Below are 12833 nucleotides of genomic sequence, written 5' to 3'. Positions count from 1 at the left end.
CCTCGGAAACGCCACGTTTTTACGTGGCGTTTTTTATTTACGAGCTATACGCTATATGCACCGGGACAAGCACTGTCCGAGGCTGGCCGCTCAAGAGTGATAGATAAATCTGTTGAATATCTCGTTCGGTTGAAAAAAGACAATAAAGCTTGTAAACGACCTGCTTTCTCATTTTATAGGGCATGGCAACGTCGTTATACTGCCAGGATTAACATTCGCTGAGAGCATCCATTGTGAATTTACTCACTGCGTGTACTGAATTATTCAGTATTTTCTTGTTCACAACCGTCTTTTTGTTTTTTGCTCGTAAAATAGCAAGATATATCGGATTGGTGGACAAACCCAACTATCGTAAACGGCATCAGGGATTGATCCCTCTTGTTGGGGGAATCTCAGTATTTGCAGGGGTCTGCTTTACGTTTGGTATCACGGATTATTACATTCCCCATGCTGCCCTCTATCTCTGCTGCGCCGGTGTTTTGGTCTTTGTCGGTGCGCTGGACGACCGCTTTGATATTAGTGTAAAAATCCGTGCTGCTGTCCAGGCATTGATTGCCATTATCATGATGGTCGTCGGAAAACTTTATCTCAGCAGCCTGGGCTATATTTTTGGCTCATGGGAAATGGTGTTAGGTCCTTTCGGCTACATACTGACATTGTTTGCTATATGGGCGGCAATCAACGCGTTCAATATGGTTGATGGCATTGATGGTCTGCTGGGCGGGCTTTCCTGCGTTTCGTTTGCTGCGATCGGCTTCATTTTATGGTTTGATGGGCAATTCAGCCTTGCGCTGTGGTGCTTCGCCATGATCGCCGCGATAATTCCTTACATCTTGTTGAATCTAGGTATTCTGGGACGTCGCTACAAAGTCTTTATGGGCGACGCCGGAAGTACGCTTATCGGTTTTACCGTCATTTGGATTTTACTGGAAACGACGCAGGGGCAAACGCACCCGATCAGCCCGGTTACGGCTTTATGGATCATTGCCATTCCTTTAATGGATATGGTGGCCATCATGTATCGTCGTTTACGCAAAGGGATGAGTCCTTTTTCGCCGGATCGCCAGCATATTCATCATCTGATCATGCGCGCAGGGTTTACTTCCCGTCAGGCCTTTGTGCTGATTACCCTTGCAGCCGCTTTGCTGGCCAGTATTGGTGTCGCCGCAGAATATCTCCGCCTCACCCCAGAATGGGTGATGTTGGTACTGTTTTTGCTAGCGTTCTTTCTATATGGCTACTGTATTAAGCGCGCATGGAAAGTGGCGCGCTTTATCAAGCGAATTAAACGCAGAATGCGCCGTAATAGCGATTCTAAATCGACACTAACCAAGTAAATCCGGGAAAGCGATGATTCAACCAGCGTCAGAAAAACCTTCGATGGGTACGGAAAACGAACTGGATATCCGGGGCTTATTCCGTACTTTGTGGGTAGGGAAATTATGGATCGCGGGGATAGCTGCACTGTTTGCTTTACTCGCATTAATCTGGACCTTTTTTGCTACCCAGGAGTGGGGTGCGACCGCAGTTACTGACCGACCCACCGTTAATATGCTGGGAGGTTATTATTCCCAGCAGCAGTTCCTGCGCAATCTGGACGTTAAAGCGAACCAGCCGCTGGTCGAGCAAATGTCAGTAATGGATGAGGCGTACAAAGAGTTCATTATGCAACTCGCCTCGTGGGATACGCGCCGCGATTTCTGGTCGCAGACGGATTACTACAAACAGCGCCTTGTCGGTAACAGCAAGGCGGATGCGGCGACGCTCGACGAGCTAATCAATAACATCCAGTACACGCCTGGAGATGTTGTCCGCAACCTTAATGACAACGTGAAGTTGATTGCTGAAACCGCGCCAGATGCCAACAACCTGCTGCGTCAGTATGTCGCTTTTGCCAGCCAGCGGGCCGCCAGCCATCTTAACGATGAGCTGAAAGGAGCCTGGGCCGCGCGTACCATCCAGATGAAAGCACAGGTTAAACGCCAGGAAGAAGTGGCAAAAGCGATTTTTAACCGCCGTCAACACAGCGTTGAGCAAGCACTTCAAATCGCTCAACAGCACAACATTTCCCACACTGAGACAGAAGTTCCACCAGATGAACTGCCAGATTCAGAACTGTTTATGCTGGGCCGTCCAATGCTACAAGCGAGGCTGGAAAACCTGCGGGCAGTGGGGCCACAGTTTGATCTGGACTATGATCAAAATCGGGCAATGCTGAATACGCTTAACGTTGGTCCGACACTTGATCCCCGTTTTCAGACATATCGTTATTTGCGTACGCCGGAAGAACCGGTAAAACGCGACAGCCCGCGTCGTGCTTTCCTGATGATCATGTGGGGAATTGTTGGTGCGTTAATCGGCTCCGGAATTGCATTAACACGCCGCCGTTCGAATTAAACGCCGTCTGAGATGAAGGCTCCGCGCCTTCATCCTCTAATCGAAGAGAATCGTTGTGAAAGTACTTACCGTATTTGGCACAAGGCCAGAAGCCATCAAAATGGCTCCGCTGGTACATGCGCTGGCAAAGGATCCAGACTTTGAAGCAAGAGTTTGCGTCACTGCGCAGCATCGGGAGATGCTTGATCAGGTGTTAACTCTCTTCTCTATTGTTCCGGATTACGATCTAAACATTATGCGGCCAGGACAAGGGCTTACGGAGATTACCTGCGGCATTCTTGAAGGGTTAAAGCCCATCCTTGAATCCTTCCGCCCCGATGTGGTGCTGGTGCATGGCGACACGACAACGACGATGGCGGCCAGCCTTGCCGCGTTTTATCAGCGTATTCCTGTCGGGCATGTTGAAGCGGGTCTGCGTACTGGCGATCTCTCTTCCCCCTGGCCAGAAGAGGCAAACCGCACGTTGACTGGTCACCTGGCGATGTATCACTTTGCGCCGACGGAGAACTCCCGCCTCAATTTACGCCGTGAAAATGTTGCGGATAACCGGATTTTTGTCACTGGCAATACTGTTATTGATGCGCTTTTCTGGGTTCGCGACAGCGTGATGAACACCCCTTCGCGCTATGAGGAGCTGGCAGCGCGTTATCCGTTCCTCGACAGAGATAAAAAACTCATTCTTGTCACCGGGCATCGCCGCGAGAGTTTTGGCCGTGGTTTTGAACAAATTTGCCATGCGTTAGCAGATATCGCCGCGCAGCATGATGATGTGCAAATTGTCTATCCGGTTCATCTGAATCCCAATGTCAGAGAGCCAGCTAGCCGTATTCTCGGTCACGTTGAGAACATTACGCTAATAGAGCCCCAGGATTACCTGCCGTTTTTGTGGTTGATGAATCATGCCTGGCTGATCCTGACGGATTCGGGTGGCATACAGGAAGAGGCCCCTTCGCTCGGCAAGCCGGTGCTGGTGATGCGTGATACCACCGAACGCCCGGAAGCCGTTGATGCGGGTACGGTTAAACTGGTTGGCACGGATCGCCAGCGCATTGTTGAAGAGGTCTCGCACCTGCTTCATGACAACGATGCATGGCAGGCAATGAGCCGCGCGCACAACCCTTATGGTGACGGGCTGGCCTGTGGTCGCATTTTGCACGCACTTAAAAATAATCGGGTAACACTATGAGCTTTAAAACCATTTCCGTTATTGGCCTGGGCTATATTGGTCTGCCTACCGCAGCGGCGTTTGCGTCACGGCAGAAGCAGGTTGTTGGCGTCGATATCAACGCCAATGCGGTAGAAACCATTAACCGTGGCGAAATCCATATCGTCGAGCCGGAACTGGGAAGTGTGGTGAAATCGGCAGTAAATGGCGGTTATCTTCGAGCGAGCACCACACCTGTCGCCGCAGATGCTTACTTGATCGCCGTGCCAACACCGTTTAAAGGCGAGCATGAGCCAGATATGGCCTATGTTGAGGCGGCGGCTAAATCCATCGCGCCAGTGCTCGGCAAAGGCGCGTTAGTGATCCTTGAATCGACCTCGCCGGTAGGGGCAACAGAGCAGATGGCACAGTGGCTTGCCGAAGCGCGCCCGGATCTCACTTTCCCGCAGCAGGCGGGTGAAAGCGCTGACATCAATATCGCCTACTGCCCGGAGCGCGTGCTGCCGGGGCAAGTCATGGTTGAGCTGATTAAAAATGATCGCGTTATTGGCGGGATGACGCCGGTTTGTTCGGCGCGTGCCAGCGAGCTGTACAAAATTTTCCTCGAAGGCGAATGCGTGGTGACTAACTCGCGCACCGCTGAAATGTGCAAACTTACCGAAAACAGCTTCCGCGATGTCAACATTGCATTTGCCAACGAACTGTCGCTGATTTGCGCCGATCAGGGGATCAATGTTTGGGAGTTGATTCGCCTGGCGAACCGCCATCCGCGTGTCAATATTCTCCAGCCTGGTCCTGGCGTCGGCGGGCACTGTATTGCCGTTGATCCGTGGTTTATTGTCGCGCAGAACCCGCAGCAGTCGCGGCTTATCCGCACCGCGCGTGAAGTTAACGACTTTAAACCGCACTGGGTGTTGAATCAGGTCAAAGCGACGGTTGCAGATTGCCTGACGGCCAGCGGCAAGCGCGCCAGTGAAATCAAAATCGCCTGTTTCGGGCTGGCCTTTAAGCCCAATATCGATGATTTGCGTGAAAGCCCGGCAATGGAAATTGCCCTCGACATCGCGCAGTGGCACAGCGGTGAAACGCTGGTGGTGGAACCGAATATTCACCAGCTTCCGGCTAAGTTCGCTGGACACGGCACGCTGGTAAATACCCATGATGCGCTGGCGCAGGCCGATGTGCTGGTGATGCTGGTTGATCATAACGAGTTTAAAGCGGTGGAGAGCACCAGCATTCATCAGCCGTTCGTTGTCGATACCAAAGGTGTCTGGCGCTAAGCGAGTGAGTATAAAGGGAACAGCATGGTTATTCACGGCACGGTAGAAGAACTGGCTTGGGAAAGCCGCTTTTTTAGCTTGCGTAGCGCGATTGTTCGCCTGCAACCCTCGGCTCCAGCGTTGACCAGCGCGGATTTTGCTAATTGGGCGCGTGTGCAGGTGAAACTGCCGGCATCGCAGCCCCACCAGTTAGATGCGTTGCAGCAACTTGGTTTTCAACTGGTCGAAGGCGAGATTGACCTCTCACTGGCGGTAGAGGAACAGGGCATCGATCCGGCGGCTGATGTGGCGACACTTGCGGACATCCCTGTGCTACGCCAGATGGCAGCCGACATTTTTGTGCAGAGCCGGTTTCGCGCCCCCTGGTATCCAGCAGAGGCGAGCGGGCGTTTTTATGCACAATGGATTGAAAACGCGGTAAAAGGCGAGTTTGACCATCAGTGCCTGGTATTTCGTAACGCGCAGGGCGATATCACGGGCTTTGTCTCGTTGCGCCAGCTCAACGAACAGGAAGCGCGCATTGGCCTGTTGGCCGGGCGCGGCATGGGCGAAAAATTAATGCAGGCGGCGTGCCACTGGGCGCGCCAGCGCGAGCTAAAACGTGTGCGGGTGGCGACTCAGCTTGGGAACACTGCCGCACTTAAACGCTATATTCAGAGCGGGGCGAATATTGAAAGCACCGCCTTGTGGCTATACAGGTGACTCTATGATCCCCTTTAACGCCCCACCGGTGGTGGGAACGGAACTCGACTACATGCAGTCGGCGATGGGCAGCGGTAAGTTATGCGGCGATGGCGGTTTTACCCGCCGCTGCCAGCAGTGGATGGAGCAGCGTTTTCACAGCGCGAAAGTCTTGCTGACGCCTTCCTGTACTGCATCGCTGGAGATGGCCGCGCTGCTGCTGGATATCCAGCCCGGCGATGAAGTGATCATGCCGAGCTACACCTTCGTTTCGACTGCCAATGCGTTTGTGCTGCGCGGTGCGAAAATCGTCTTTGTTGATATCCGCCCGGATACCATGAACATTGATGAAACGCTGATCGAAGCTGCCATCACCGAAAATACTCGTGCCATTGTGCCGGTGCATTACGCGGGTGTTGCCTGCGAAATGGATACCATCATGGCGATTGCCAAACACCATAATCTGTATGTGGTGGAGGATGCTGCACAGGGTGTGATGTCGACCTATAAAGGACGAGCGCTGGGCACGATCGGTCATATTGGTTGCTTTAGTTTCCATGAAACCAAAAACTACACCGCTGGCGGCGAAGGCGGCGCGACGCTGATTAACGATCGTGCGCTGGTGGAACGAGCAGAGATCATTCGTGAGAAAGGCACTAACCGCAGCCAGTTCTTCCGTGGCCAGGTGGATAAATACACCTGGCGGGATATCGGTTCCAGCTATCTGATGGCGGATCTCCAGGCTGCCTATTTATGGGCGCAACTGGAAGCGGCAGAACGCATTAACCAGCAGCGTCTGGCGTTGTGGCAAACCTATTACGACGCATTAAAGCCGCTGGCACGCGCGGGTCGCATTGAGCTGCCCTCGATCCCTGCGGAGTGTAGCCACAATGCGCATATGTTTTATATCAAGCTACGCGATGAAGCCGACCGTAGTGCGCTGATTGCTTTCCTGAAAGAAGCGGAAATCCTCGCGGTGTTCCACTATATCCCGCTGCATGCCTCACCGGCCGGTGAAAAATTCGGCGAATTCCACGGCGAAGATCGCTACACCACACAAGAAAGTGAGCGTTTGTTGCGTCTGCCGCTGTTCTACAACCTGGCACCGGTTAATCAGCGCACGGTTATCAGCACGCTATTGAGCTACTTCAACTGACATGTCGCTGGCAAAAGCATCGATATGGACGGCCGCCAGCACGCTGGTCAAGATTGGCGCGGGCTTGCTGGTGGTCAAATTGCTTGCGGTGGCGTTTGGGCCGTCAGGCGTCGGGCAGGCGGGCAATTTCCGCCAGCTTATTACCGTGCTGGGCGTGCTGGCAGGTGCCGGGATTTTTAACGGCGTAACGAAATTTGTCGCGCAATACCATGACGATCCGGCTCGCTTGCGCATTGCTATTGGCACGTCGTCCGCGATGGTGCTGGGCTTTTCGACGCTGCTGGCGCTGATTTTCCTGCTGGCGGCTGCACCGATTAGCCAGGGATTATTCGGTCATAAAGATTATCAGGGACTGGTGCGGCTGGTGGCGCTGGTGCAGATGGGGATTGCTTGGGCGAACCTGCTGCTGGCTGTGATGAAAGGTTTCCGCGATGCAGCAAGTAACGCGCTGTCGCTGATTATCGGCAGCGTGATCGGCGTGCTGGCATGGTTTCTCTGTTTCAAACTGGGCGGCTATCAGGGCGCACTGCTGGGAATGGCGCTGGTACCGGCGCTGGTGGTTATCCCGGCAATGATCATGCTGATGCGGCGTGGCAGTGTTCCGCTGGCGTACTTTGCGCCGCGATGGGACAACGGATTAGCGGGGCAGTTAAGCAAATTTACGTTAATGGCGCTGATCACCTCGGCGACCCTGCCACTGGCCTACGTGATGATGCGAAACCAACTGGCTGCGCACTACAGCTGGGATGATGTGGGGATCTGGCAAGGGGTCAGCAGTATCTCCGATGCTTATCTGCAATTTATCACCGCCTCGTTTAGCGTTTATCTGTTACCCACATTGTCCAGACTGACGACAAAAGCAGAGATCTCGCGCGAAATCGTTAAATCGCTGCGTTTTGTGTTACCGGCGGTGGCGGCAGTGAGCCTTTGCGTCTGGTTGCTGCGCGATGTGGCGATTTGGTTGCTGTTTTCCGACAAGTTCGCTGCGATGCGCGATCTGTTCGCCTGGCAGCTGGTCGGGGATGTATTGAAAGTGGGCGCTTACGTATTTGGTTATTTGGTTATCGCCAAAGCCTCACTGCGCTTTTATATTCTGGCGGAAGTGAGCCAGTTCGCGCTGTTAACGCTCTTTTCGCGCGTGCTTATCCCGGCGCATGGCGCTATCGGCGCAGCGCAGGCCTATATGGCGACCTACATTATCTATTTTGCCGCGTGTTGCGGCGCTTTTTTGATTTGGCGTAAGAAGGCATGACTGCACTGATTCACGTATTGGGATCGAATATCCCACACCATAACCAGACTGTTCTGCGGTTTTTTAACGAAAACCTTGCGGCCTTGGGCGCGTATGCCCGCGAATTTATGGTTGTCGGGCGCGACGAAGGGCAAAGCGCGGCGTATCCGGAATTGGCGCTGCACTTTTATGCCGATAAAAAAGCGCTGGCAAAAGCGGTCATCGCGCGCGCAAAAGCCGATCGTCAGCAACGCTTCTTCTTTCACGGCCAGTTCAACTTCGGCCTGTGGCTGGCATTATTACGTGGTGCCATCAAGCGCGAACAGTTCTACTGGCATGCCTGGGGTGCCGATCTGTATGAAGTGTCGCGCAGCCTAAAATTCCGTCTCTTTTATCCGCTGCGCCGTTTAGCACAACGCCGTGTGGGCTGCATTTTTGCGACACGTGGCGATCTGGCCTGGTTTGGGCAACGTAACCCCGCAGTGCGCGGCGAGCTGCTCTATTTCCCTACGCGTATGGATCCGGCGCTGAATACCATGGCGCATGAGCTGCAACGGGAAGGCAAACTGACGATTCTGGTGGGTAACTCCGGCGACCCGAGCAACGAGCACATTGCTGCATTGCAGGCGATTCACCGCCAGTTTGGCGATACGGTCAATATCATTGTGCCGATGGGTTACCCGGCAAATAACGACAGCTATATCACAGCGGTACGCAACGCCGGTCTGGCGCTATTTAGCGCAGATAATTTGCGTATTTTGAGTGAAAAAATGGACTTTGATGCTTATCTGGCACTGCTGGCGCAATGCGATTTAGGCTACTTTATTTTCGCCCGTCAGCAGGGAATCGGCACGCTTTGCTTACTGATTCAGGCTGGCGTTCCTTGCGTACTGAACCGGGAGAACCCGTTCTGGCGCGATATGGTGGCAGAAGATATCCCGGTGTTGTTTACCAGCGATGCGCTAAACGAATCGGTGATCCGCGAAGCCCGACGGCAACTGGTGGCGGTGGATAAAAATGCCATTACGTTCTTTAGTCCAAATTACATTACGCTTTGGCATAAAACGCTGCGTATGGCTGCGGGGATCGCCGGATGAGCCCACTTGAGTTTTGCGGACTGTTTATCATCTGGCTGCTGGCGACACTCTTTATTGCCACGCTGACCTGGTTTGAATTCCGCCGTGTGCGATTTAACTTTAACGTTTTCTTTTCGCTGCTGTTTCTGCTGACCTTTTTCTTCGGTTTTCCGCTGACGTGTGTACTGGTGTTCCGCTTTAACGTCGCCGTGGCACCGCCGGGAATTATGATGCAGTCATTGCTGGCGGCTGCGTGTTTCTATGGCATCTATTACGTCACATACAAAACGCGGCTGCGGGCAAAAGCCGAACAGGCGACACGTCGCCCGTTGTTCACCATTAACCGGGTGGAAGCGCATCTGACATGGGTGATGCTGATGATCATTGCGCTGGTGAGCGTAGGGATCTTCTTCATGCACAACGGTTTTTTGTTATTCCGCTTGCACTCCTATAGCCAAATCTTCTCCAGCGAAGTTTCCGGCGTCGCGTTAAAGCGTTTCTTCTACTTCTTTATTCCGGCGATGCTGGTGGTCTACTTCCTGCGTCAGAGCGCACAGGCGTGGCTGTTCTTTCTGGTCAGTACCGTGGCGTTTGGCCTGCTGACCTACATGATTGTTGGCGGTACGCGCGCCAATATTATTATCGCGTTCGCGATTTTCCTGTTTATCGGTATTATTCGCGGCTGGATTTCGCTCTGGATGCTGGCTGCGGCGGGCGTGCTGGGGATTGTCGGTATGTTCTGGCTGGCGCTGAAACGCTATGGCTTAAATGTCAGCGGCGACGAGGCGTTTTATACCTTTTTATACCTGACGCGCGATACCTTCTCGCCGTGGGAAAACTTGTCACTGCTGTTGCAAAACTACGACAAGATTGATTTTCAGGGGTTGGCGCCGGTTGTGCGCGACTTCTACGTGTTTATCCCTTCCTGGCTATGGCCTTCCCGGCCGGGCATTGTGCTCAACACGGCGAACTACTTTACCTGGGAAGTGCTCAACAACCACTCCGGGCTGGCGATTTCACCCACGCTGATTGGTTCGTTAGTGGTGATGGGCGGCGCGTGGTTTATCCCGCCAGGCGCGGTGGTCGTGGGCCTGATCATTAAATGGTTCGACTGGTTATATACTTTAGGAAACCGGGAAACGAACCGTTATAAAGCCGCGATTCTTCATAGCTTCTGCTTTGGCGCTATTTTCAACATGATTGTGCTGACGCGCGAAGGGCTGGATGCGTTTGCCTCGCGGGTTGTGTTCTTCCTTGCCATTTTCGGCTTCTGCCTGTTGATGGCGAAACTGTTGTACTGGCTGTTTGACAGTGCAGGGCTCATACATCATCGCGACACGCGTGTGGTGAAACCCCTCTCCCAGGTGTGAAAAGGATTTAACATGACGGATAAGACGGCAGCGCCGCTGTATGACCTGCGCGGTCTGAAACTGGTTGGCTGGCGCGATATGCAACACGCGCTGGATTTTCTCTGTGCCGACGGGAAAATTAAACAGGGTACGCTGGTAGCGATTAACGCAGAGAAAATCCTGACGCTGGAAGATGACGCGCAAGTGCGCGCGTTGATCGAGGCGGCGGAATATAAGTACGCCGATGGCATCAGCGTCGTACGATCGTTGCGCAAGAAATTCCCGCAGGCGCAGGTTTCTCGCGTTGCGGGGGCCGATCTCTGGGAAAAACTGATGGCGCGGGCAGGGAAAACGGGCACACCGGTGTTTCTGGTGGGTGGAAAACCCGAAGTGCTGGCGCAAACAGAGCAGAAACTGCGCACGCAATGGCAGGTGAATGTGGTGGGAAGCCAGGATGGCTACTTTAGCCCGGCGCAGCGACAAGCACTGTTTGAGCGGATCCGCGATAGCGGCGCGAAAATCGTCACCGTCGCAATGGGCTCGCCGAAACAGGAGATTTTTATGCGCGACTGCCGTGCTGTCTGGCCTGATGCGCTGTATATGGGCGTGGGCGGTACTTACGATGTTTTTACCGGACACGTGAAGCGCGCGCCGAAACTCTGGCAGAAATTAGGGCTGGAGTGGCTGTATCGCTTATTGTCGCAACCGACGCGGCTGAAACGCCAGTTACGCTTGCTGCGTTATCTGCGCTGGCACTACAGCGGAAAACTCTAACACTCTCCCGGCGGCGTAATGCGCTGCCTTTTCCCTTCCGTTTGTTGTTTTATTGTGCATTACGCCTGTTTTTTTTATACATCGTTTGCCATTTCCCTCATTTTAAGAAACCATTCGCTCACTCATTGCAGTGCCGTGGTGTTTTTTGCGCCAGCCATCTCCGGGTCGGTGCAGCATGGCCTGTTATGAGCTGAGGAAATACTCATAACAATAACCCGCAGAGCGGGCAAAGAAAGAAGCAAACACAACAGAGGATTTATGGCCGAAAACAAACCAGAGCTTCAGCGTGGTCTGGAGTCTCGTCACATCGAATTAATTGCCCTCGGGGGCACCATAGGCGTAGGCCTGTTTATGGGGGCCGCCAGTACGCTGAAATGGGCAGGTCCGTCGGTATTGCTGGCGTATATTATCGCCGGTGTTTTCGTCTTCTTTATTATGCGTTCCATGGGCGAGATGCTGTTTCTGGAGCCGGTTGCTGGTTCCTTTGCGGTTTATGCGCATCGCTATATGAGCCCGTTCTTTGGCTATCTCACGGCCTGGTCCTACTGGTTTATGTGGATGGCGGTCGGCATCTCGGAAATCACCGCGATTGGCGTGTATGTCCAGTTCTGGTTCCCGGATCTTGCACAGTGGATACCCGCGCTGATCGCGGTGGGGCTGGTCGCATTGGCCAACCTGGCAGCGGTACGTTTGTATGGTGAAATTGAATTCTGGTTTGCGATGATCAAAGTCACCACCATTATTGTGATGATTGTCGTCGGCCTGGGCGTAATTTTCTTCGGCTTTGGTAACGGCGGTCACTCGATTGGTTTTGGCAACCTGACCGAGCATGGCGGTTTTTTTGCTGGCGGCTGGAAAGGCTTCTTAACAGCGCTCTGTATCGTTGTGGCCTCTTACCAGGGTGTCGAGTTAATTGGTATCACCGCAGGTGAAGCGAAAAACCCGCAAGTGACGCTGCGTAGCGCGGTCAGCAAGGTGCTGTGGCGCATTCTGATTTTCTATGTGGGCGCCATTTTTGTCATCGTCACTATTTTCCCGTGGAATGAAATTGGCACCAACGGCAGCCCGTTTGTACTGACCTTTGCCAAAATCGGTATCACGGCGGCGGCAGGCATCATTAACTTTGTCGTGCTTACGGCGGCGCTGTCCGGCTGTAACAGCGGGATGTACAGCTGCGGGCGTATGCTTTACGCGTTGGCGAAGAACCGCCAACTGCCGGCGGCGGTGGCTAAAGTGTCCAAAAGCGGCGTTCCGGCAATGGGTGTGACAATTTCCATCATTATTCTGCTGGTCGGCTCCTGCCTGAACTATGTTATTCCGAACCCTCAGCGGGTGTTTGTTTACGTCTATAGCGCCAGCGTATTGCCAGGCATGGTGCCGTGGTTCGTGATTTTGATTAGCCAGTTGCGTTTCCGTAAGGCACATAAAGAGGCGATTGCCAGCCATCCGTTCCGCTCGATGCTGTTTCCGTGGGCAAACTGGTTAACCATGGCATTTCTTATTTGTGTGCTGGTAGGCATGGGCTTCAACGACGACACGCGTATGTCGCTGTTTGTCGGCATTATCTTCCTTGCTGCGGTCACGGTGGCATATAAGGTATTTGGCTTCCATCGGCAGGCTGTTACGCAACGGGTGGGTGAATAAGAGGCAAAATGCGCAAAGCATAACCAAACGCGCATTTTCTTCAAAAAAGCACTAGACAGCCGCGCCCGAAGTCCGTACTA

The 12833-nt window shown here is 53.4% G+C and carries 11 protein-coding genes; all 11 read left to right on the top strand.

The genetic code is table 11. The annotated features are described in order from the left end of the window. The first annotated feature begins 233 nt into the window (after positions 1-233). The 11 genes from wecA to ACFX4O_RS22580 all read left to right on the top strand — a co-directional run bounded on the left by wecA (position 234) and on the right by ACFX4O_RS22580 (position 12753). Positions 234-1337: a UDP-N-acetylglucosamine--undecaprenyl-phosphate N-acetylglucosaminephosphotransferase gene (wecA, locus tag ACFX4O_RS22630; protein WP_380211382.1), complete on the top strand. Its 1104-nt coding sequence runs from the start codon at positions 234-236 to the stop codon at positions 1335-1337. Between the two features lie 13 nt (positions 1338-1350). Continuing rightward, a complete protein-coding gene (gene wzzE, locus ACFX4O_RS22625; protein ID WP_380211380.1) occupies positions 1351-2397 on the top strand; it encodes an ECA polysaccharide chain length modulation protein in 1047 nt (348 codons plus the stop codon). Positions 2398-2452: 55 nt separating this feature from the next. Continuing rightward, entirely contained in the window at positions 2453-3583 is a 1131-nt protein-coding gene (wecB, locus tag ACFX4O_RS22620) for a non-hydrolyzing UDP-N-acetylglucosamine 2-epimerase (RefSeq protein ID WP_380211378.1), read from the top strand. Further along, positions 3580-4842 carry a UDP-N-acetyl-D-mannosamine dehydrogenase gene (gene wecC, locus ACFX4O_RS22615; protein WP_131412658.1) on the top strand — a complete coding sequence of 421 codons (1263 nt, stop codon included), beginning with the start codon at positions 3580-3582 and terminating at the stop codon, positions 4840-4842. The genes wecB and wecC overlap by 4 nt, the downstream gene beginning before the upstream one ends. Positions 4843-4866: 24 nt before the next feature. Next, positions 4867-5544: a dTDP-4-amino-4,6-dideoxy-D-galactose acyltransferase gene (gene rffC / locus ACFX4O_RS22610; protein ID WP_131412656.1), complete on the top strand. Its 678-nt coding sequence runs from the start codon at positions 4867-4869 to the stop codon at positions 5542-5544. A 4-nt stretch (positions 5545-5548) separates the two neighbouring features. Then, positions 5549-6679 (top strand): dTDP-4-amino-4,6-dideoxygalactose transaminase, encoded by a 1131-nt coding sequence (gene rffA / locus ACFX4O_RS22605; RefSeq protein WP_380211376.1) that lies wholly within the window; start codon positions 5549-5551, stop codon positions 6677-6679. Between the two features lies 1 nt (position 6680). Next, the gene (gene wzxE / locus ACFX4O_RS22600) at positions 6681-7931 is read left to right on the top strand and encodes a lipid III flippase WzxE (RefSeq protein ID WP_380211374.1); all 1251 of its coding nucleotides are present in this window, start codon (positions 6681-6683) and stop codon (positions 7929-7931) included. After that, positions 7928-9007, top strand: a complete 1080-nt coding sequence (locus tag ACFX4O_RS22595) for a TDP-N-acetylfucosamine:lipid II N-acetylfucosaminyltransferase (protein ID WP_131412650.1) — start codon at positions 7928-7930, stop codon at positions 9005-9007. The genes wzxE and ACFX4O_RS22595 overlap by 4 nt, the downstream gene beginning before the upstream one ends. Continuing rightward, positions 9004-10356 carry an ECA oligosaccharide polymerase gene (wzyE, locus tag ACFX4O_RS22590; protein ID WP_131412648.1) on the top strand — a complete coding sequence of 451 codons (1353 nt, stop codon included), beginning with the start codon at positions 9004-9006 and terminating at the stop codon, positions 10354-10356. Before ACFX4O_RS22595 ends, wzyE begins: the two co-directional genes overlap by 4 nt. Before the next feature lie 12 nt (positions 10357-10368). Then, on the top strand, positions 10369-11109 hold the full coding sequence (gene wecG, locus ACFX4O_RS22585; RefSeq protein WP_131412646.1) for a lipopolysaccharide N-acetylmannosaminouronosyltransferase: 741 nt from the start codon (positions 10369-10371) through the stop codon (positions 11107-11109). Positions 11110-11367: 258 nt separating this feature from the next. Continuing rightward, the gene (locus ACFX4O_RS22580) at positions 11368-12753 is read left to right on the top strand and encodes an amino acid permease (RefSeq protein ID WP_131412644.1); all 1386 of its coding nucleotides are present in this window, start codon (positions 11368-11370) and stop codon (positions 12751-12753) included. Positions 12754-12833: the final 80 nt, after the last annotated feature.

Origin of the sequence: Kosakonia sp. YIM B13571, from assembly GCF_042788095.1 — a bacterium.
Taxonomy (GTDB): Bacteria; Pseudomonadota; Gammaproteobacteria; order Enterobacterales; family Enterobacteriaceae; genus Kosakonia; species Kosakonia quasisacchari.
The sequence above is the reverse complement of the archived record's forward strand: the minus strand, read 5'-3'. Positions and strand labels throughout refer to the sequence as shown.

Excerpts from the sequence above, each read along its gene's own strand:
- wzzE (WP_380211380.1), top strand. The coding sequence starts at position 1,351 with ATGATTCAACCAGCGTCAGAAAAACCTTCGATGGGTACGGAAAACGAA.
- wecC (WP_131412658.1), top strand. The coding sequence starts at position 3,580 with ATGAGCTTTAAAACCATTTCCGTTATTGGCCTGGGCTATATTGGTCTG.
- rffC (WP_131412656.1), top strand. The coding sequence starts at position 4,867 with ATGGTTATTCACGGCACGGTAGAAGAACTGGCTTGGGAAAGCCGCTTT.
- rffA (WP_380211376.1), top strand. The coding sequence starts at position 5,549 with ATGATCCCCTTTAACGCCCCACCGGTGGTGGGAACGGAACTCGACTAC.
- wzxE (WP_380211374.1), top strand. The coding sequence starts at position 6,681 with ATGTCGCTGGCAAAAGCATCGATATGGACGGCCGCCAGCACGCTGGTC.
- ACFX4O_RS22595 (WP_131412650.1), top strand. The coding sequence starts at position 7,928 with ATGACTGCACTGATTCACGTATTGGGATCGAATATCCCACACCATAAC.
- wzyE (WP_131412648.1), top strand. The coding sequence starts at position 9,004 with ATGAGCCCACTTGAGTTTTGCGGACTGTTTATCATCTGGCTGCTGGCG.
- wecG (WP_131412646.1), top strand. The coding sequence starts at position 10,369 with ATGACGGATAAGACGGCAGCGCCGCTGTATGACCTGCGCGGTCTGAAA.
- ACFX4O_RS22580 (WP_131412644.1), top strand. The coding sequence starts at position 11,368 with ATGGCCGAAAACAAACCAGAGCTTCAGCGTGGTCTGGAGTCTCGTCAC.